This window comes from Pseudarthrobacter sp. AB1, from assembly GCF_014926485.1.
In the GTDB taxonomy this organism is placed as follows: Bacteria; Actinomycetota; Actinomycetes; order Actinomycetales; family Micrococcaceae; genus Arthrobacter.
Map to the genome: position 1 here is coordinate 75,189 of NZ_PZKO01000058.1, position 18,967 is coordinate 94,155.

The 18,967-nt window shown below is 64.7% G+C and carries 17 protein-coding genes and 2 tRNA genes; 5 read left to right on the plus strand and 14 right to left on the minus strand.

Annotation, left to right across the window (positions count from 1 at the left end; genetic code table 11):
- Window positions 1-2: 2 nt before the first annotated feature.
- Window positions 3-1,157 (plus strand): cysteine desulfurase family protein, encoded by a 1,155-nt coding sequence (locus DAD99_RS16325; protein WP_193342366.1) that lies wholly within the window; start codon window positions 3-5, stop codon window positions 1,155-1,157.
- Here DAD99_RS16325 and DAD99_RS16330 read toward each other — a convergent pair.
- The 3 genes from DAD99_RS16330 to DAD99_RS16340 all read right to left on the minus strand — a co-directional run bounded on the left by DAD99_RS16330 (window position 1,154) and on the right by DAD99_RS16340 (window position 3,244).
- Window positions 1,154-1,645: a GtrA family protein gene (locus DAD99_RS16330; RefSeq protein ID WP_193342367.1), complete on the minus strand. Its 492-nt coding sequence runs from the start codon at window positions 1,643-1,645 to the stop codon at window positions 1,154-1,156. The two genes, DAD99_RS16325 and DAD99_RS16330, sit on opposite strands and share 4 nt — an antisense overlap.
- A 17-nt stretch (window positions 1,646-1,662) precedes the next feature.
- On the minus strand, window positions 1,663-2,511 hold the full coding sequence (locus DAD99_RS16335; RefSeq protein ID WP_193342368.1) for a fumarylacetoacetate hydrolase family protein: 849 nt from the start codon (window positions 2,509-2,511) through the stop codon (window positions 1,663-1,665).
- Between the two features lie 70 nt (window positions 2,512-2,581).
- The gene (locus DAD99_RS16340) at window positions 2,582-3,244 is read right to left on the minus strand and encodes a DUF1684 domain-containing protein (RefSeq protein ID WP_193342369.1); all 663 of its coding nucleotides are present in this window, start codon (window positions 3,242-3,244) and stop codon (window positions 2,582-2,584) included.
- 94 nt (window positions 3,245-3,338) lie between these two features.
- Here DAD99_RS16340 and DAD99_RS16345 point away from each other — a divergent pair, with 94 nt between their 5' ends.
- Window positions 3,339-4,154: a hypothetical protein gene (locus DAD99_RS16345; RefSeq protein ID WP_227008125.1), complete on the plus strand. Its 816-nt coding sequence runs from the start codon at window positions 3,339-3,341 to the stop codon at window positions 4,152-4,154.
- A 69-nt stretch (window positions 4,155-4,223) separates the two neighbouring features.
- On the plus strand, window positions 4,224-5,030 hold the full coding sequence (locus tag DAD99_RS16350) for a transglutaminase family protein (RefSeq protein WP_193342370.1): 807 nt from the start codon (window positions 4,224-4,226) through the stop codon (window positions 5,028-5,030).
- Between the two features lie 42 nt (window positions 5,031-5,072).
- Here the strand turns inward: DAD99_RS16350 and DAD99_RS16355 are convergent, their stop codons facing one another.
- From DAD99_RS16355 to bcp, 8 genes are all read right to left on the minus strand, one after another.
- On the minus strand, window positions 5,073-5,543 hold the full coding sequence (locus DAD99_RS16355) for a MarR family winged helix-turn-helix transcriptional regulator (RefSeq protein ID WP_193342371.1): 471 nt from the start codon (window positions 5,541-5,543) through the stop codon (window positions 5,073-5,075).
- Window positions 5,543-6,652 carry an LLM class flavin-dependent oxidoreductase gene (locus DAD99_RS16360; RefSeq protein WP_193342372.1) on the minus strand — a complete coding sequence of 370 codons (1,110 nt, stop codon included), beginning with the start codon at window positions 6,650-6,652 and terminating at the stop codon, window positions 5,543-5,545. The genes DAD99_RS16355 and DAD99_RS16360 overlap by 1 nt, the downstream gene beginning before the upstream one ends.
- A 113-nt stretch (window positions 6,653-6,765) precedes the next feature.
- Window positions 6,766-9,999, minus strand: coding sequence for an efflux RND transporter permease subunit (locus DAD99_RS16365; protein ID WP_193342373.1), 3,234 nt, complete (start codon window positions 9,997-9,999; stop codon window positions 6,766-6,768).
- A gap of 82 nt (window positions 10,000-10,081) precedes the next feature.
- Window positions 10,082-11,584: a malate:quinone oxidoreductase gene (locus tag DAD99_RS16370; RefSeq protein ID WP_193342374.1), complete on the minus strand. Its 1,503-nt coding sequence runs from the start codon at window positions 11,582-11,584 to the stop codon at window positions 10,082-10,084.
- A gap of 79 nt (window positions 11,585-11,663) precedes the next feature.
- A complete protein-coding gene (locus DAD99_RS16375; protein ID WP_193342382.1) occupies window positions 11,664-13,286 on the minus strand; it encodes an ABC transporter substrate-binding protein in 1,623 nt (540 codons plus the stop codon).
- Between the two features lie 193 nt (window positions 13,287-13,479).
- The gene (locus DAD99_RS16380; RefSeq protein WP_185260872.1) at window positions 13,480-14,151 is read right to left on the minus strand and encodes a fasciclin domain-containing protein; all 672 of its coding nucleotides are present in this window, start codon (window positions 14,149-14,151) and stop codon (window positions 13,480-13,482) included.
- A 260-nt stretch (window positions 14,152-14,411) separates the two neighbouring features.
- Window positions 14,412-14,493 (minus strand) — tRNA-Leu (locus DAD99_RS16385).
- 155 nt (window positions 14,494-14,648) lie between these two features.
- Window positions 14,649-15,122, minus strand: a complete 474-nt coding sequence (gene bcp / locus DAD99_RS16390; RefSeq protein ID WP_193342375.1) for a thioredoxin-dependent thiol peroxidase — start codon at window positions 15,120-15,122, stop codon at window positions 14,649-14,651.
- 95 nt (window positions 15,123-15,217) lie between these two features.
- Here bcp and DAD99_RS16395 point away from each other — a divergent pair, with 95 nt between their 5' ends.
- On the plus strand, window positions 15,218-15,673 hold the full coding sequence (locus tag DAD99_RS16395) for a MarR family winged helix-turn-helix transcriptional regulator (protein ID WP_185263775.1): 456 nt from the start codon (window positions 15,218-15,220) through the stop codon (window positions 15,671-15,673).
- Window positions 15,674-15,843: 170 nt separating this feature from the next.
- Here the strand turns inward: DAD99_RS16395 and DAD99_RS16400 are convergent.
- From DAD99_RS16400 to DAD99_RS16410, 3 genes are all read right to left on the minus strand, one after another.
- Window positions 15,844-15,916, minus strand: a tRNA-Lys gene (locus DAD99_RS16400).
- 115 nt (window positions 15,917-16,031) lie between these two features.
- Window positions 16,032-17,219 (minus strand): PQQ-dependent sugar dehydrogenase, encoded by a 1,188-nt coding sequence (locus DAD99_RS16405; RefSeq protein WP_193342376.1) that lies wholly within the window; start codon window positions 17,217-17,219, stop codon window positions 16,032-16,034.
- Window positions 17,173-18,177, minus strand: a complete 1,005-nt coding sequence (locus tag DAD99_RS16410; protein WP_227008126.1) for a hypothetical protein — start codon at window positions 18,175-18,177, stop codon at window positions 17,173-17,175. The genes DAD99_RS16405 and DAD99_RS16410 overlap by 47 nt, the downstream gene beginning before the upstream one ends.
- 180 nt (window positions 18,178-18,357) lie before the next feature.
- Between DAD99_RS16410 and DAD99_RS16415 the strand changes: the two genes are divergently transcribed.
- Window positions 18,358-18,967, plus strand: a 610-nt coding sequence (locus DAD99_RS16415) for a dihydroxy-acid dehydratase (RefSeq protein WP_193342377.1), incomplete at its 3' end; no start/stop codon positions are given.

The window sequence follows — 18,967 nt, forward strand, 5'->3', positions numbered from 1 at the left end:
CCATGATCTTCCTCGACGCTGCCGCCACCACCCCGGTCCGCCGCGAGGTCCTCGAGGCCATGTGGCCCTACCTGAGCGGCGAGTTCGGCAACCCCTCCAGCCACCACACCTTGGGCGAGGCCGCGGCGTCCGCGCTCGCAGGCGCCCGTGCGGCCGTGGCCAAGGTGCTCGGCTGCCGTCCGGGCGAGGTCACCTTCACCTCTGGAGGCACGGAGGCGGACAACCTCGCTGTCAAGGGCGTTGCCCTGGCCCGGCAGGCTGCGGACCCGGCCCTCAACCGCATGGTGATCAGCGCCGTCGAACATCCAGCCGTGGAAGAGTCCGCGCGCTACCTGGAACGGTTTCACGGGTTCACCGTGGACGTGGTGCCGGTGGACGGGACCGGCCGGGTGACGCCGGAGGCGCTCGCCGCCATGCTCCGGCCGGAGACCGCTCTCGTCAGCATCATGTACGCGAACAACGAGGTGGGCACCATCCAGCCGGTTGCGGAACTGGCTGCAGTGGCCACCGCGATGGGCATCCCGATCCATACCGACGCCGTCCAGGCCGGTGGCTGGCTGCCCCTGGATGTCAAGGCGCTGGGCGTGGATGCCCTGAGCATTTCCGGCCACAAGCTCGGCGCGCCCAAGGGGTGCGGCGTGTTGTACGTCCGCGGCCGGACCCGCGTCGAGCCCCTGGTGCACGGCGGCGGGCAGGAACGCGGCCGCCGGTCGGGGACCGAAAACGTGGCAGGAGCAGTGGCGCTGGCCACTGCCCTGACGCTCGCCCACGCCGAGCGGCCGGAACTCGCCGCCCGTGTGGCTCTTCTCCGCGAACGCTACATCGCCACCATCCTGGACACCGTTCCCGGCGCCCTGCTCACCGGGCACCGGACGGAACGGCTGCCGTCCGTGGCATCGTTCTGTTTCCCCGGCACCAGCGGCGAATCCGTACTGTTGGAGCTGGAGCGGCAGGGTGTGGTGTGCTCGAGCGGTTCGGCCTGTGCCGCCGGCTCGGATGCGCCGTCGCCGGTGCTGACCGCTCTGGGTTATGACGCCGAAGTGGCGCAGACGGCGGTGCGGTTCAGTTTCACGTCAGACGTGACCGCAGACGAACTCGAGCAGGCGGCGGCAGCAGTGGGCACCGCCGTCGGACGCGTCAGGACCCTCGGCCGCTAGATATGGCGGGCGCGGCGGAAAATCCAATGCCGCAGCATCGTGAACCGCACAGCGGTGGCCACGAAGCCTGACAGCGTGGTGGTCCACAGTTCATGGGACACGCTGGCGTCCGGGTGCAGCCAATGCAGCACGCCCAGGCTGCCGCCGGTGATGACCAGCGCAACGGCAATGACGATCATGCCGTTCAGGTGGTCACGGGCCATCCGGCGCTGCCCGGAGATCTTGAACGTCAACCTGCGGTTCAGCGCCGTGTTCATCAGGGACGTCAGCACCAGGGCGGCCGCATTGGCCAACTGCGGTCCGAGCCAGGGGCGCAGCAACGCATACAAAGCCAGCGACGTGGCGGTGCAGATAATGCCGACGCCGGTGAAGCGGAGGAGCTGCCGGACCAGTGGAAACCTGAAGATTCCGCGGTAGTGTCTGGTGGCAGGCGCGCCACGGGTGGGCTGCTGCGTCAGCCGGGCACTGGGCGCAGCAGGGGATTCCATTGCCTAAGCCTGACATATCAGGCAGGAGTTTCCTCCCAGGACGCAGCCTTGACCGGGTTCCTGAGCTCGCCAATGCCCTCCACACGGCACAGAACAGTGTCCCCGGGCTGGATGCGGGCACACTCCGCCGGGAAGCCGGTGAGGACCAGATCGCCGGCGTGCAGGGTCATAAACGAGCTGAGGTACACGAGGATTTCGTCCACCTTCCAGCCGAGGTCGGCGCTGCTGGCGGCCTTCAGTTCGGCGCCATTGTGGACGATGCTGATGGCCAGGTCCGAGTCGTCGAGGTCCGTCACAATCCAGGGGCCCACGGGAGTGAAGGTGTCCTGGCTCTTGGCGCTGATCCACAGCTCGTCCGACTTCTGCAGATCGCGCGCCGAGACATCGTTGCCGATGGTGAAGCCAAGGATGGCGCTCCGGGCAGTCTCCAGCGTCAGGCCACGGACGGTGCGCCCGACGACGACGGTCAGTTCCGCTTCCGGGTCCACGTAGCCCACCGTTGAGCTCAGTTCAATGGCGTCGCCGGGGCCGATCACGCTGGATGCCGCCTTGTGGAAGGCCTGCGGCGGGAGGTTCCGGCCGGCCTGGCCGGTGTTATGCGCCATGCCTAAGACATTGGCGGGGACGGACGGGGCCAGGAAAGTGAAGGACTCCTGGTCTACTACGGTGCCGGTCTCCCACCCCGGCCGGGACGGGTGGTTGGCGTTTGCGCGGGACGCCTCGAAGGGCGAATCAATAACAGTCCAGGACAGGCCGCCGGCTGAGCCGAAATCCGGCGCGTCGTTGGCCACGAAGAAATGCTCGTCGGCAACAGTAGAAGACAGTGGGCGGACACGGGCAAGGCGGTGCGGAGCGCTGGCAGTCATGATGACATCCTACGTCCTCCGGGTGAGCCGTACCCGGCTCTCGACAGGCTCCATCACCGGGTCGGTCGGCTCAGTACAGCTCTCCCACCGGGATCTCCACGGCCAGGCGGTTGGACGGGCCGGGCAGCGGGCAGGCCCAGGCCTCGTTGTAGGCGCAGGACGGGTTGTAGGCAAAGTTGAAATCCAGGACAAACTCGGCGCCCGCCCCGGAACCGTGGACCCCGTGGAATGCGCCCTTGATGGTGTCCAGGAGGTACCGGCCGGCGCCGTACGTTCCGCCGGGCTGGCCGGCCGTGGCGTCCCGGAACGGCACGAAAATTCCGCCGCCGTAACCGTGCAGCTTCCACACACCCAGCTGGCCCAGTTCGGGAAGGTCGAACGTGCCCAGCCGGACAAAACGGACAACACCGTCAGTGGCGGTTTCCACGGTCATTTCCCGGCCGGCCCCCTCAAGGGTCAGGGGAACATAAAAGCGGTAGATGGGATCGTAGTCAGCCGTCTTCAGGCCGGAGAACTGCGATTTATCGTTCGCGCTGAGCGCTGAGGCCGGATGCGTTGCGAACATACGGTCGCGTTCATGCCGCCAGAGGGAATGGGCCTCCGCCGGATCTTCGGCGGCAACCTTCCGCACCGTGTCGTACAGGGCAAAAGTCCGCAGCCGCCAGTCCGCAATGTCGATGGCAGAGATGTCCGCCAGGCTCTCAAGGTCCGCGCCATACTGCTCATCCGCCATAGGCACCAGCCTAGTCCCTTGCGCGCGGGGAATGTCCGACGGCGACACGAGGCTGCGGCTCTTGGCCGCCGCCGTCCGCCGCTAGGCTGGCTGCATGACACACAAGGCGGCAACGTGGGGAATGCGGACGGCCGCGCTGCTGATGGCCGGTGCCTTGGCAGTCGGGTGCAGCGCGCCTGGCAGCAGCGATTCGGCGTGGACGGCACAGCCGGAAACGTCGGCCAGCCCTGGCGCCGGCACGAGCTCGACCGCCGGCGCTACGGGGTCCCCGTCGTCGGATCCTTCTGCCACAGATGGCGCCTCGACGTCCGCCTCACCCGGCCCGGCCGCAACGGCGGCTGCCTGGAAGACCTTTACTGACCCGGCGAAGACCGTCAGCTTCGACCTGCCGGAGGAATGGATCGCCCAGTCCGTCACGCCCGGGGACGGTACGCTGCCGGGTGCCTTGAAGATCGAGGTTAAGAAGCAGGACGGCACGGTGGTGGCTGCCCTGCGGACAGGACTGCCGCCGTCGTCGTCTGAGTGCCCCGAAGCTGCCCGGAAACCCTACGTGGTGATCAGCAGCGTGCCGGTAGAGCTTCCCGGTTTGACGGGGGAAGGGCTCATCGTGCCACACGTGGTGTTCCGCGTCATCCAAGGTTACCGCTACTTCGGTTCCTACGGCATCACCAACATTGTGGGCGGGGCCGGCGGCCAAGCCTGCGAATTGCGTAACCTGGTCCGCGGCCCGGGCGGGAAGGGCGACTACTCCTTCGGCGACCTAGGCGTCCTGAAGGCCTTTGCCCCGGATGAGCAGGTGGCCCCGGCCAAGGCTTTCGACACCCTGGGCCAGGCCGAAAAGTACGTGGGCGGGAGCTCGGAATTCGCAAACGTCCAGCGGATGCTAATGTCTCTGGAGATCAAAAACTAGTCCCGCTCTTGCCCCCTCATCCCCGGGGCTGAGCGGGAAGTTCTGCCACTACCTCACACCCGGAGATACATGGAACGCACCGTTTCAGCGCGTATGGTTTTCAGGACCATCGCCGACACGAAGGCAGCCCTGGCCATCGCGGTGGCCAGGAATCCCGGCTATACCTCGTTTGATGAATCCCTGACTGTCACGGCCGACGGGCAGACGGTTCCGCTCCAGGAACTCGCGGACAATCATGGCGGCCGCCTGCACTATATGGAATTCGTTGAACCCACCGAGGTCACCGTTGAGTACTCGGCGACGGTTGCAGGGCAGGCCATCGCGGAAGAAGCCACCCTGGCTGAGCTCATCCGCTACGTGCGGCCAAGCCGCTATGCGGAGTCGGACCGGCTGCTGCCCACGGCCTACGCCGAATTTGGTGGCCTGCACGGTGCCGAACTGCTCCAGGCCGTGCGCAGCTGGGTCTTCGGGGAATTGCTGTACATCAGCGGTTCCTCCCGGGGCACTGACGGCGCCGTCGAAACCCTGCTGCACCGCAGGGGAGTGTGCAGGGACTTCGCGCACCTGGCCATTGCCCTGCTGCGTTCCAAGGACATCCCGGCCCGGCTCACCGCCGTGTACGCGCCAGGGCTGAGTCCCATGGATTTCCACGCGGTAGCCGAGGCGCATGTCAACGGCGCCTGGCACGTCATCGACCCCACGGGGCTGGCCCCACGCGAGTCGATGCTGCGGATCACGGCCGGCCGCGACTCGTCCGACACCGCGTTCCTGTCCACAGTGGGCGGGCGCCTGACGCTGAACGAGCTGCGCGTCAGCGCCGTGGTCAACGGGCAGTTGCCGACCGAAGATCCGGCCAAGCTGGTCATGCTGGGCTAGTTTCCCGGCTCGGAACGACACCTCCCGGCCGCTGCCGGGCGGCTACTTGGCCGGCCGTGCTCCCACGGAACGCCGGAGTTTCTCGGTCAGCCGCTGAAGTTCCCGCTGCTCGGCTGCCGTCAGGGCCGGCCCCACCAGGCTGGAGATGTCCCTCACATGCTCCCGGCCGATCTCCTTCTGGAGGGCAGCTCCCTCCTCGGTGAGCTTCAGCAGCACTCCGCGGCCGTCGTCGGGGGCCGCCATCCGGGCCACGAGCCCGCGCTTCTCCAGCCTCTCAACCAGCCTGCTGAGGCTCGACTGGCTCAGCAGGACATGGTCATTGAGTTCATTGAGCCGGAGCCAGCCGGACGGACACCTGGACAGCGTGAACAGCACGTCGTATTCGTTCAGTGCCACTTTCCGGAAAGCGGGACCGGCCTGCAGCCTGCGCATCACGGCCACCTGCGCCCGGAACAGGGATTCCCAGGTTTCCGCTGCCAAACGGATGGGTGATTCGTTGCCGCCGGCAGCCATCACGCCTCCGAAGGGGCGGTGTCAGACGCCTGCGCAGCCATCAGCGCAGCCACCCGGCCGGCGTGCGTCGGCGGGTCCGGGACGTGCGCGGGCTTGAGGGCCGCGTATTCCTTGCGGAGGACCGGGAGTACTTCCTCGCCAAACAGGTCAAGCTGCTCCAGCACCGTCTTCAAGGGCAGGCCCGCGTGGTCGATCAGGAACAGCTGGCGCTGGTAGTCGCCGAAGTACTCGCGGAACGTCAGGGTCTTTTCGATGACTTCCTGCGGGCTGCCGACCGTCAGCGGCGTCTGGGAGGTGAAGTCCTCCAGCGACGGGCCGTGGCCGTAAACGGGCGCGTTATCGAAGTAGGGCCGGAATTCCTTCACTGCGTCCTGGGAGTTCTTCCGCATAAAGAACTGGCCGCCGAGGCCCACGATGGCCTGGTCCGCCTTGCCGTGGCCGTAGTGCTCGTAGCGCTCACGGTAGAGGCTGATCAGCTGCTGGTAGTGCTCCTTGGGCCAGAAGATGTTGTTCGCGAAGAACCCGTCGCCGTAGTAGGCGGCCACCTCGGCGATCTGCGGTGTGCGGATGGAGCCGTGCCACACAAAGGGGGCCACGCCGTCGAGCGGGCGAGGGGTGGACGTGAAGTTCTGCAGCGGCGTGCGGAACTTGCCGGACCAGTTCACCGTGTCCTCGTCCCACAGCCGGCGCAGCAGGCTGTAGTTCTCAATGGCCAGTTCCACGCCGTCCTGGATGTTCTTGCCGAACCACGGGTACACCGGCGCCGTGTTACCGCGGCCAAGGACCAGATCCACGCGGCCGTCCGCGAGGTGCTGCAGCATGGCGAAGTCTTCGGCGATCTTGACCGGATCGTTGGTAGTGATCAGCGTCGTGGCAGTGGAGAGGGTGATCCGCTCGGTCTGCGCGGCGATGTACGCGAGGGTGGTGGTGGGTGAGGAGGAGAAGAACGGGCGGTTGTGGTGCTCGCCGAGGGCGAAGACATCCATGCCGATTTCCTCGACTTTTTTGGCGATTGCCACTGCCGCTTTGATGCGTTCGTTCTCCGTGGGTGTCCGGCCGGTGGTGGGGTCAGTGGTGATGTCACTGACGCTGAATACGCCGATCTGCATGGTGTGCCTTCCGTTTCCTGGACTTCTCTGGGCTTGCTTCCACTATACTCGATGTTCATGCATTTGCATGTATCGACGAATATAACGCCGCCGCGGCGAGAATATTCCAGGCTCTACTGGGGGTCGCCCGGAGCGGCTCGGCGGCCACTGACGCGGGGCACCATACCAGTGGTCCAGTCCCGGAACTCGGCATCGACGTCGTCCGCTGCCGCAAACGCCGGACGCGCCTGCATGGCACGGAGCAGTGCTTTGGTTTCCCGCCGTCCCTCCACCAGCCGGTACAGTACAGGAACCAGCACCAGGGTCAGTGCTGTGGAAGAAACCAGGCCGCCGATCACAACTACGGCCAGCGGCTGGGAGATGAAGCCGCCGCCCCCGGTCAGGCCAAGCGCCATGGGTGTCAGGGCGAAAACGGTGGCCAGTGCGGTCATCAGGATGGGGCGGAGGCGCTGCCTCGCGCCATGGGTGATTGCGTCCGCCACGCTCATCCCGGCGCGGCCGTCCCGTGGCTGCCGGTACTGGTTGATGAGGTCGATGAGCACAATGGCGTTGGTGACGACAATGCCCACCAGCATCAGCATGCCGATCAGCGACGGCAGGCCCAGCGGAACGCCCGTGGCCAGGAGCAGGGCGACGGCTCCGGTGGCGGCAAAGGGAACGGAAACCAGCAGGATCAGCGGCTGGATCAGCGACTTGAAAGTGGCCACCATGATGACGTAGACAATTGCGATCGCCGCCAGGAGCGCCAGGCCCAGCTGCTGGAAGGACTCGGCCTGCTGGGTGGTGGCGCCGCCGAGTTCGGCGGTGACGCCGGCGGGCAGGCTGACGTCCGTGAGGCGCTTCTGCACCTCCGCGTTCACTGCGCCAAGATTGGAGCCCGACGGCGTGACTGACACTTTGGCGGTCCGCTGGCCGTTGCTGGCGGTAATGGAGACCGGCACGTCCACCTGTTCGACGGATGCGATGCTGCCCAGGGTCACCGGTGCGCCCGCGGCGGGGAGCGCGATGTTGCGCACGGCGTCAATGCTGGTGAACCTGGTGCCTTTGCCGATCTGCACCGGAAAGTCGTTGGTGTCGATCCGGACCGTACCGGCGGGGATTGGGCTGATGGTGGCAGCCAGGACGCCGGCTACCTGTTCTTCGTTCAGTCCGGCTGCCGCGGTCTTGGCCCGGTCAACCTTGACCTGGACCACCGGCTGGCTGGCCGCCAGGTTGGTTGCCACCTCGCTGGTTTCCGGCACGCCGGTCATTGCATCCACCATGGCCTCGCTGGCTGTGCGGAGATCCTCGGATGTTGCAGCCTTGATGGTGATGTCCACTGTGGAGGACGTCCCGAAGCCACCCTGCTGGGAGCCGACCGTGATCTTCCCGGAACCTGCCACCTTGCCTACCTCAGTCCGGACGGTTTCCTGCAGCCTTGCCTGGTTCGCCTTCTCATCCGTCACCACGGTGAACGTGGAGTTGGCGGAGCCGGAGGACGTCAGGGCGGCAAAACCGGCCTGTGCGTTGCCTGAGGTGACCTGCACATTCCTGACACTCTCGATGCCCCGAAGGACGTCCTCGACCTTGACCGCGGCTGCGCTGGTGTCGGCCAGGCTTGTGCCAGCGGGCATCACCTGCCGGACCGTCATGCTGTTCTGGCCGGAATCGCCGAGGAGGTTGGTGGCAAGCATCGGCGTCATGGCAGCAGTGGCGCCGAGGACCAGGACGGCGGCGACCAGCGTCACCACCGGATGCTTCTGGGTCTTGCTGAGCACGGGCAGGTACGCTCGCTGCAGCCTGCTCTTTTGTTCGGCCTCCTGGGCGTGGGCACGGGCGGCGTCGGCAGCACGGGCAGCAGCTTCGCGGGCAGCAGGCGAACCTGTTGCGGAACCGGCGGGGCTCTTGAGGAACCAGTAGGCCAGGACCGGAACGATCGTCAGTGATACCAGCAGGGATGCCAGCAGCGCCATGGTGACGGTCAGGGCGAATGGCCGGAAGAGTTCGCCGGCGAGCTCACCCACAAATGCAATGGGCAGGAAGACGGCCACGGTGGTCAAAGTGGAGGCGGTGATGGCGCCGGCCACCTCACGGATGGCGGTGAGGATCGCGGTGACTTTCTCCTCCCCGTAGCTGAGGTGGCGTTTGATGTTTTCGATCACCACAATCGAGTCGTCCACCACCCGGCCGATCGCAATAGTGAGCGCGCCCAGGGTCAGGATGTTCAGCGAATAACCGGTCGCGGAGAGGCCAATGAAGGTGATCAGCAGCGAGAGCGGAATCGACACCGCGGTAACAAGGGTGGAGCGGGCTGACATCAGGAAGAGAAGGATGACGGCGACGGCGAAGCCCAGCCCGAGCAGGCCCTCGGTGGTGAGATCCTTGATGGACTTCTCGATGAACGGGGCCTGGTCAAACACTGCAGTGAACTTTGCATTGGACCCCAGTTCGGCCTCGAGGGCCGCCAACGAGTCGTTCACGGCGTGAGAGATTCCCACCGTGTCTCCCTCGGGCTTCTTGGTCACAGACACCGCGAGTGTTTCCTGGCCGTTGGTCCGGGTGATAGAGGTCCGCTCGTTGTCCTGCAGGCTGACGTCGGCCACCGTGCCGATCGTTGCGGCATCCTTGGCCCCGCCCAGGGGCAACGCCGTGATGGCGTCCAGGGAATCCACCGGGCTGCCGATCTGGAGGGAGAGCGTTTTGCCCTGCTCCTGGATGGTCCCGGCCGGGATCAGCGCGCCGTTGTTGGAGAGGGCGTTCCGGATGGACTCGATCGTGGCGCCTTTGGCGGCCAGCGCCTCGGGCCGGGGAAGGATCTCGATGTGCTGGGTGGCGCCACCGGTCACGTCGGCTCCGCGGACGCCGTCGATCTTCTGGAGCCGGGGAACGGTCAGGCGCGCCAGGTCAGCGTTCAGTTCGCTCAGCGGCTTGTCCGAGGACACGGCCAGGAACACAATGGGGAAGTCGCTGATGCTGCCGGCGATGGCCTGTGGCTGCACCTCCTCCGGCAGGGAACGCTTGGCGTTTGAGATGGCCCGGTCGATCTGGTTGCGGGCGCGGTCGAGGTTTGTTCCGTAGGTGAACACCATTGAGATCTGCGAGACGCCGTTGCGCGACGTCGAGGACGTGGACTCCAGGCCCTCGACGCCGTTCAAGGCGGTTTCCAGCGGTGCGCTGACCTGCTTGTCCACCACTTCGGGTGACGCGCCGGGCATTGCGGAGAGGACGGTTATTTGCGGGAACTCAATGGAGGGGATGAGTTCCTGTTTCAGCGATGACATGGTGATCACGCCGAACACCGTCGCGAAGACGGTGATCAGCGCGATCAGCGCCCGGTTTGCCAATGAAAGTTGTGCCAGCCGGAACATCGCGGGTCTCTCCTGTGGGGTTGACGGACTCCTGAGGACCAGACCGTCCAGCCGGGTCTTCACGCCCGCCGGAAAGCCTGCATCAGTGGTTGGCGGAAACGCCCTCGAGCTGCAATGCCTTGGCCGTTGCCGCCTCGAGCTCTGCGGCAAGATCCGGATTCTCATCCAGCTTCACGCCGTAGCCCGGCATCATGTCCTTGAGCTTGCCCTGCCAGCCCTTGAAGTTCTTGGGGAAGGATTTCTGCAGCAGTTCAATCATGATGGGAACGGCCGTGGAGGCGCCGGGCGACGCACCCAGCAGCGCGCCGATGGTGCCGTCTCGGCCGGCGATGACCTCGGTACCGAACTGCAGCACGCCGCCCCGCTTCGGGTCCTTCTTGATGATCTGTACGCGCTGGCCTGCGGTGATCAGCTCCCAGTCGCCATCCTTGGCCTCGGGGTAGTACTCGCGCAGTGCCTCGACCTTGTCGCCGTGGCGCTTGGCCACCTCTTTAACAAGGTAGGCCGTGAGGTCCATGTTGTCCTTGGCCACAGCAAGCATCGGGATGATGTTGCTGGGCCGGATGGACAGCGGCAGGTCGAGGTACGAGCCGTTTTTCAGGAAGTTCGTGGAGAAGCCGGCGTAAGGGCCGAACAGCAGTGAACGCTTCCCGTCCACGTAGCGGGTGTCCAGGTGCGGGACTGACATGGGCGGGGCCCCCACCGAGGCCTGGCCATAGACCTTGGCGCTGTGCTGGGCGGCGAGTTTCTCGTCGGTGCAGCGGAAGAACTGGCCGGACACGGGGAAACCGCCGAAGCCCTTGCTCTCCGGGATGCCGGAGGCCTGGAGGAGGTGCAGTGCGCCGCCGCCTGCGCCCACGAACACAAACTTGGCCTGGATCTTGCCGTGTTCCCCGGAAGCCGGGTGCTTGATCGAAAGGTCCCAGCCGCCGTCGGCCGCTTTGGAGATGCCACTGACGTCATGGCCGTAATTGATTTCGACGCCGTTGTTCCCGAGGTAGGTGGTGAGCTCGCGGGTCAGTGCCCCGAAGTCGACGTCGGTCCCCTCGGCTGCGCGCGTGGCGGCGATCTTCCGCTTAGGGTCCCGGCCCTTGACGATCAGCGGCGCCCATTTAGCGATCTGAGCGTGGTCCTCGGAGTACTCCATGCTGCGGAACAGAGTGTGGGGCTTGAGTGCCTCGTAGCGGGTCTTGAGGAACTTGGTGTTGTTCTCGCCGATCACAAAGCTCATGTGCGGGACGGTGTTGATAAAGCCCTTGGGCGAACCGATCAGGGATTCGTCCACAAAATGGGACCAGAACTGGCGGGACAGCTGGAACTGTTCGTTGATGAGCAGTGCCTTGGCAGGGTCCACCGAGCCGTCTTTGGCTGCGGGGGAGTAGTTGAGTTCGCACAGGGCGGCATGGCCGGTTCCGGCGTTGTTCCAGGGGTCGGAGCTTTCCAGCCCGGGCTGATCCAGGCGTTCGAACAGGGAGATGGTCCAGTTCGGTTCAAGCTGCTTGATGAACGCCCCGAGCGTGGCGCTCATGATGCCGCCGCCAATCAGTACGACGTCGGCATGTTGGGTCTTGGATATGAAGGTCACAATCAGTCTCCGATAGCAGCGGCTCTGGCTGTCAAAGAATATCCCCGGGCGGCCCGCATACTGAAATTGGGCCGGACCGTCAAGACTTTAGCTCTACCTTTGTGAAAACTTCGTTCAGGACCGGGGACGCAGGGTAGATGCTGACGCGGTCCGAGAGTGCCAGAGCCGAGATGGGGAAGGCGATGGGAACGGCCGGCACCGTGGCCGCGATCTGGGCGTTGATGGTGTGGTATTGCTCGTCGCGTTCCTTGCCCGCAGGGAGGCCGCGGGCGCGGTTGATCTTGGAAAAGACCTGCGGGTCCTGGTAGCCGAATTCGCCGTTCTTTTCGCCGAACAGCGGGCCCACAAAGTTATCGGCGTCCGCATACGCGCCGTTCCAGCCCAGCAGGTGGAGCCCGTGGTCCCCGGGTGACTGCACTTTCTGGAGATAGCCCTCGGACCAGTCCACCGGGACAGGTTTGATGTTGAGCCCGACGGCGGTCAGTTGCCGGCTGATTTCGGCGTAGATTTTCTCCGGCGTCGGCAGATAGGGGCGGGTGGCATTGAGCGGGTAGTAGAACCTGATCTCTTCCCCGATGTAGCCGGCTTCGGCCAGGTAGGCCTTGGCTTTGACCGGATCGTGGCCCAGCGCGGGAGCGTCGTTATTGAAACCGCTGATCTTGGGTGGAACGAACTGTGATGCTTTGGCCGTGTTGTCGATGAAGAACTTGCGGATCAGGGTTTCCTTGTCGATGGCCAGCTCAATGGCCTGCCGGACCTTTTCGTTCTGCAGCACCGGAATTTCCTGGTTGATGCCCAGGTACATCACCGAGAACGGATCCCGCTGGACGATCTGCATGCCCCGCTTGACCAGCTGATCGAAATTGCCCACCGTGACGGCGTCGTAGCCGTCGATCTTGCCGGCCAGGAGGGCCTGAAGCCTCGTCTGGGGGTGGTCGTACGTGACGAAATTGATGGTGGAGATCTGCCCACGGTCACCCCAGTAACCTTTGTGGCTGACGAGCCGGACACTCGCCTCTTCCCAGGCGGCCAGGCTGAACGGCCCGGTTCCCACAGGGTTGGTGGCGAACCTGGAGACCGGGTTTCCGCCACGGGTCTGGTCCAGGACATCCGCTGTGCCCGCGGCCAGGGCGGTCGGGGACGCGATAGCGAACGCCGGCAGGGTGAGCGCCTGGAGGAACGCGGTGAAGCGCTGGGTCAGGTCGATCCGGACAGTGTCAGCGGACAGGGCCGTGCAGCTCTTGAAAATGGAGAGCGCAGCATCGTCGGAATGTGCCTTGAACACGCTCTTGAACGAGCTTCCCGGCGCCTGCCGCCGCAAATCCGGGGAGAAGGCGAACCAGCGGTTGAAGTTGGCGCACACGGCGTCGGCATTGAAGGGCGTGCCGTCCTGGAACGAGACGCCGCTGCGGAGTTTGAACGTGTAAGAGCGGCCTTCGTCTTCTTCGGACCACTCCGTCGCCAGCAGCGGCGTGGGTTTCCCGGTGGTCTGGTCCACGCCCACCAGGCCTTCGAGGATCTGCCGCGTGATCCGGTAGCTTTCCACGTCGCTTGAGAGCGCAGGGTCGAGGCCAAGCGGCTGGGACGCCGTGCCGAATGTGAAGGTTTCGGTGGGCTCAACGCCGGCGGGAGCCGTTGAAGGTGATGTGGGTGTTGCTGACGGCGACGGGATGTCGGTACAGGATGTCAGGCTTAACGCCATAAAAACGGCCCCGGTCTTGATGACCGTTCGCCGCGAAGTACTGCTGGGCACTCGTCTATCACCTCTGGCTGCTTCTGGCGGGCGCCGCCGACTGCGGGCCAAGGACACAGTCTAGTTGACAGACCTCCGTGCTCCCTGGGCACACGACAGAGGCCTGTTCCGGTGGGAACAGGCCTCTGTGTTTGAAAGCGGACTACTTGGGCATCAGCACCGAGTCGATCAGGTAAACGGTGGCGTTCTTGGTCTGGACGCCGCCGCAGATTACGCTGGCGCCGTCAACCATGAGCGCATCCTTGCTGCCGGTCACGGTGACTGATCCGCCCTGGACCGTGGCGTGTGTGCCGGCGATCTTGTCCGGGGTGATCTGGCCGGGGACCACGTGGTAGGTCAGGATCTTGCTCAGCAGGGCGTCGTCGGTCTTGAGCGTTTCGATGGTGGCGGCATCGATCTTGGCGAAGGCGTCATCTACCGGAGCGAAGACCGTGAACTCGCCGCCGTTAAGGGTGTCAACCAGGTCAACCTTGGGGTTCAGCTTGCCGGAAACAGCAGCTGTCAGGGTGGTCAGGATGGGGTTGTTGGATGCCGCGACCGCTACCGGGTCCAGGGCCATCCCGGCAACCGAGCCTGCACCGGTGGGGACCTTCTCCGCGTAGCCGGCGCAGCCTGCGCCAACGAGGTTTGCAGCCGGATCCATGGCAGCAGCGCTGGCGGACGGTGATGAAGCATTGCTGGATGCGGACGGTGCAGCGGCCGGAGCGGAGGAGCTCGGGGTTGTTGTTGCGGCTCCACCGCAGGCGGTGAGGCTCATCAGGGCTGCAGCTGCAACGCCTGCGACGGTGAAGGATGTGCGCTTGAATGACTGCATTTCGATTCTCCTTGTTTGTGCCGATTTCTTGCCTGCCGCAGACGTTGTGCCTGCTGCGTGCCCTTTTCCGACTGTTGGCACCTGCCTTTGGCTGGTGTCTCAATGGGTATTCGGCCGAAGCGCGGAAGCGGATGGGTGGCTTGCCAAGAGTTTTTTTAGATTCGTGGCCAGCCCGGAGATAAAGCCCAGGAGAACACGGTGGCTGGGCACTTAAACGACAGAGACCCCAGGCCTGCGGGCCTGGGATCTCTGTGTATGTGTGCGCAAGGGGGGACTTGAACCCCCACGCCCGAAGGCACAGGAACCTAAATCCTGCGTGTCTGCCAATTTCACCACTCGCGCTTGGCAGTTGCCGCCATTTGTCTTGACCTTGCCATCTGGCCCAGGGATAAAACGTACGACGGCGGATGCCAGTTTCCATTGTAGCCGCGGGCAAGCGCGGCTCCGGTCAGCCGGATCCTTTACGCCGGAACCGGCGCCCCGTCAGGCGCAATGCGTTAGGAGTCCAGTTTGAGGTCGCGGCGCAGTTTCGCCACGTGTCCGGTGGCCCGGACGTTGTACTGGGCCAATGCCACCTTGCCGTCGGGGTCGATCACCACGGTGCTGCGGATCAGTCCCTCATAGGTCCGTCCGTAGTTCTTCTTCTCGCCCCATGCGCCATAGGCCTTGGCGACGGCGTGGTCCTCGTCCGAAAGCAACGGAAAGCTCAGGTCCTCTTTGGCGGCAAAGGCAGCAAGCTTATTCACAGAATCGGGGGAGACGCCCAGGACCCGATAGCCGGACGATGTGAAGGTTGCGAGGCTGTCGCGGAAATCGCAGGCCTGCTTGGTGCAGCCGGGTGTCGCGGCGGCGGGGTAGAAATAGACGATGGTGCTGCCGCCGTGACGCGAAGCAAGACTGACGTCCTTGCCGGACGAGTCCTTCAGGGTGAAGCCGGGCGCTAAATCACCGGTCAAGAGTCTGTCAGCCACTATTAATCTCCTCGTTGCAGGCGGAACACACCATTTTAGTAAGCATCCAGGGCCGGTACTAACCAGCCTTAGCTATACTTGCTCGTATGCCTGACATGGATCGCTGGCCCACTGGGCGCCTATTGTCCACTGCGGCACGCCTCGTTGAACATTCCTGGAACGAAAAGCTAAGCGCCATCGGACTGACGCACGCCGGCGTGATCGCTATCGAAGTCCTCTCAGCACAAGGGCCGATGACACAGGCCCAACTCGCCCAATATGTGCGCGTTCAGGCCCAGACCATGGGTAAGACGTTGAGTCGGTTGGAGTCCCACGGCCACATTGCCCGCGTCCGCAGCACCTCGGACCGCCGCAGCCAGGTGGTGTCCCTCACCGACAGCGGACGGGAAGCCGCAGCCGCAGCAGTTGAGATGGAACGCTCCGTACTCGCCGCCGCAACGATTGATCCCGACGCCCTGCGGCAGGAGCTCCAGGCCGTGGTCCGGGAATTGGCCAGCCAGTTCGCCTCGCCGTCAACGCGCGCCCTGATTGACGGTTCCCCGCTCGGCTAGCAATCCCCGGAGTCCGGAAAAAGACCCCGCCGGTATCGCCGCCTCGAAGTTTTGCGGTGGTGGTGCCGGTTTTTGCCGATGTAGTCCTGTCAGCACAAGCTGATCTTCCGCCACAAACAAAAACAGCTCCTGGCCGCGTTTCCGCGTGCCAGGAGCTGTTTTTTCCTTCGTGCACCCCCCGGGACTTGAACCCGGAACCCATTGATTAAGAGTCAATTGCTCTGCCAATTGAGCTAGAGGTGCATCTCTTATGTGAGGATCTTCCGGCTTTTTCTTTCCCGGTTGATCTCCGCAACGACATGAAACTCTACACGAACTTTCGGGCCATGTGAAATCGAAGCTGCTGGGGCCAGCGGGCTCACCCGGGAGGGGCCAGAACCAGCACAAAATCAGGGTTTCTGTTGTTGGTGAGCAGCCAGAGGCCGCCCTCGGGGGTTCGGATGACGTCACGGATCCTGCCGTATTTGCCTGTGAAATAGGCCACAGGCGCTCCTGCCTCCGCGGCGGACAGTGCCACCGTCCAGAGTCGTTGGCCGCGCAGGGCGCCGAGGTATGCGGTCGACCCGACAATTTCCAGGCCGCTGGGTGAGGAGTCCGCCGTCGAAGGCCACACCACCTTCGCGTCGCGGTACTCCTCCCGATGCGGCGCCCCGGTCACTGCAGGCCACCCGTAGTTGGCGCCCGGCTCAATGAGGTTGAGCTCGTCGTTGACGTCCGGGCCGAACTCGCTGGCCCAGAGCCGGCCGGAACTGTCCCATGCCAGACCCTGGACGTTTCGGTGCCCCAGGCTGTAGACGGCATTGCCAAAAGGGTTACCGGGGGCAGGGCCACCTTCCGGCGTCAGCCGCAGGATCTTCCCGCCCAGGGCGTTCGGGTCCTGCGGCTGTTCCCGGCGCTGGGAGTCTCCAGTACCCACGTAAAGGAACCCATCCGGGCCGAACCGGATCCGGCCGCCGTTGTGCGTGGACGCTTTCGGGATTCCGGAAAAGACCACCTCGGGGTCGCCTGGGTCCAGGGCTCCGTCGGGCTGTTCCGTCAGTTTCAACCGGGCGATCCGGTTGTCCTGCGCGGAAGTGAAGTATAGGTAAAGGTAGCTGTCGGCCGGAAAATTGGGGGAGAGGGCGAGGCCCAAAAGTCCTCCCTCACCGGCTGGAGCAACGCCGGGGACCTGGCCGATGGTGATGGTCTTGCCATCCCGGACAGCTTTCAGCAGCGCAGAGTCACGCTCGGAGATGACGGCAGTTCCGTTCGGTAGGAATACCGCGGCCCAGGGAATGTCGAGCTGAAGATCGAGCCGCGCCACAATCTCCGGCGGCGTCGTGTTTCCCGGGGCCGTTCCGATTTCCGTGCCGGGTCCGCTCACTCTTCCCGTGATGCTGGCGGTGGGAGCATCGGTGGCGTCCCCGGTGCAGCCCGACAGCAGCAGGGCCAGGATCACTGCGAAGGCGCCCGCAGGAGGCTTGGCCGCCGAGAATGTACGAAAGAGCGCTCCCGCCCAGTCAGATACGGGTGCGTCGGGGAGCCCGGAAACCTGCAGCTTCGGCATGGGCCGCCGACTCAAACCAGACGTCGGCTGTCGTCTGCTCATAGTCAGGATGCCCCTCCTCGTAATAGACCATGGTTCCGGCGTTGGCCTTGACCTCGAAATCCGCCGGGCCGCTGCCGTCCGGGCCGGGCGACGCGGAACCGGCGCCATAGGGCTGATCCGCGGCCAGATGCCCGGTCGGTTCCGCCGCAGCGTCGGAGTCCGCCACCGCTGCGGGCTCCATGGCCGCGGATTCCGTTTCAACTGCTTCGGCAGCGGCCGTTTCGGCGCCGGGCAGCGTGGGCGCGTGGGGCTCCGTGTACTCCGGGTGATGCTCAGGCCCGGTGCCCTGGGCGGCTGGCAGTTCGGACAGCGGGATATCTGCCATCACGGTGGCTGAGTCGCCTGATGGCCTGCGGCTGGCCGCGGGTTGGGTTGGCGCACTTGCCTCTGACCACTGGGTTTCCCACTCAGCTTCGTCTGCCTGCCGGCTCACACTCTCCTGGTTACCGGCTTCTTGGATTCCAGGTTCCTGCGTTGATACGTCCACCGGGCGGGCCGGATCCTCGGCTTCAGCGTCCGTGGAACCGGCCGCGATGGGTTCAACACCGGCGTCCTGCCCATCGCTGGGGTCCTTTTCAACGTCGACTTCTTCTTTAAGGCCGGTTTGGTGCCCGGCGGCGGCATCCTGGTGTTCTGGAGTGCTGGAGTGCTCGGGCGCATCATCCGCCGTTGTTGGTGGTGCCGGCTCAGCGGCGCCGAAGCCCGCAGCGCTGGGGATGCCCGTTGTGCCGGCGGCTTCCGCCGAGGCAGCTGCGCTTCCGCCAGCGAGCCCGCCGTCCGTCCGGATCGGCGTGGAGCCGCCGGTGCTCGAGGAGTTGCTGCGGTTCAGCAGCCACCACACAACGCCCACGATCAGCACAATGAGGATAATCCAGAAGACAAAATCCATAGCAGGGCCCTTCAGTCCGGATGGCATGGTTGCCGTTCCCTGACGGTACGTCGGCGCGAACGGGGCTGTCTAGGTTCCGGCAGGCCCATAAGGGGCCGTCTCAGAATTTGAGACGAGCGTCCACTATTTGATCGAAATATTCCTGAAAATGGGCCAAACGTGCGGTTCGAGTCGTTGGCGTCCCGATCGGAGTCATAGACTTTGACCATGAGTGAGGACACCCAAACAGCAACCGAGAACAAGATCGACATCAAGCCCCGAAGCCGGGTCGTCACCGACGGGATCCATGCGGCCCCCGCGCGCGGTATGTTCCGGGCTGTGGGTATGGGCGATGATGACTTTGCCAAGCCCCAGATCGGCGTTGCCAGTTCCTGGAATGAAATCACTCCCTGCAACCTCTCCCTGAACCGGCTGGCCCAGGGCGCCAAGGAAGGCGTCCACGCAGGCGGCGGTTTCCCGATGCAGTTCGGCACCATCTCCGTCTCGGACGGCATCTCCATGGGCCACGAAGGCATGCACTTCTCGCTCGTTTCCCGTGAAGTCATTGCCGACTCCGTGGAAACCGTGATGCAGGCCGAGCGCATCGACGGCTCCGTCCTGCTCGCCGGCTGTGACAAGTCCCTGCCGGGCATGCTGATGGCTGCCGCCCGCCTGGACCTGGCCAGCGTGTTCGTCTATGCCGGTTCCATCATGCCGGGCTGGGTCAAGCTGGAGGACGGCTCCGAAAAGGAAGTCACCCTGATTGACGCCTTCGAAGCCGTGGGCGCCTGTGCTGCCGGCAAGATGAGCCTCGAAGACCTGACCCGCATCGAAAAGG

Coding starts and splice junctions, on each gene's coding strand:
- DAD99_RS16325 (WP_193342366.1), top strand. CDS start 3: ATGATCTTCCTCGACGCTGCCGCCACCACCCCGGTCCGCCGCGAGGTC.
- DAD99_RS16330 (WP_193342367.1), bottom strand. CDS start 1,645: ATGGAATCCCCTGCTGCGCCCAGTGCCCGGCTGACGCAGCAGCCCACC.
- DAD99_RS16335 (WP_193342368.1), bottom strand. CDS start 2,511: ATGACTGCCAGCGCTCCGCACCGCCTTGCCCGTGTCCGCCCACTGTCT.
- DAD99_RS16340 (WP_193342369.1), bottom strand. CDS start 3,244: ATGGCGGATGAGCAGTATGGCGCGGACCTTGAGAGCCTGGCGGACATC.
- DAD99_RS16345 (WP_227008125.1), top strand. CDS start 3,339: ATGACACACAAGGCGGCAACGTGGGGAATGCGGACGGCCGCGCTGCTG.
- DAD99_RS16350 (WP_193342370.1), top strand. CDS start 4,224: ATGGAACGCACCGTTTCAGCGCGTATGGTTTTCAGGACCATCGCCGAC.
- DAD99_RS16355 (WP_193342371.1), bottom strand. CDS start 5,543: ATGGCTGCCGGCGGCAACGAATCACCCATCCGTTTGGCAGCGGAAACC.
- DAD99_RS16360 (WP_193342372.1), bottom strand. CDS start 6,652: ATGCAGATCGGCGTATTCAGCGTCAGTGACATCACCACTGACCCCACC.
- DAD99_RS16365 (WP_193342373.1), bottom strand. CDS start 9,999: ATGTTCCGGCTGGCACAACTTTCATTGGCAAACCGGGCGCTGATCGCG.
- DAD99_RS16375 (WP_193342382.1), bottom strand. CDS start 13,286: ATGGCGTTAAGCCTGACATCCTGTACCGACATCCCGTCGCCGTCAGCA.
- DAD99_RS16380 (WP_185260872.1), bottom strand. CDS start 14,151: ATGCAGTCATTCAAGCGCACATCCTTCACCGTCGCAGGCGTTGCAGCT.
- DAD99_RS16395 (WP_185263775.1), top strand. CDS start 15,218: ATGGATCGCTGGCCCACTGGGCGCCTATTGTCCACTGCGGCACGCCTC.
- DAD99_RS16405 (WP_193342376.1), bottom strand. CDS start 17,219: ATGCCGAAGCTGCAGGTTTCCGGGCTCCCCGACGCACCCGTATCTGAC.
- DAD99_RS16410 (WP_227008126.1), bottom strand. CDS start 18,177: ATGCCATCCGGACTGAAGGGCCCTGCTATGGATTTTGTCTTCTGGATT.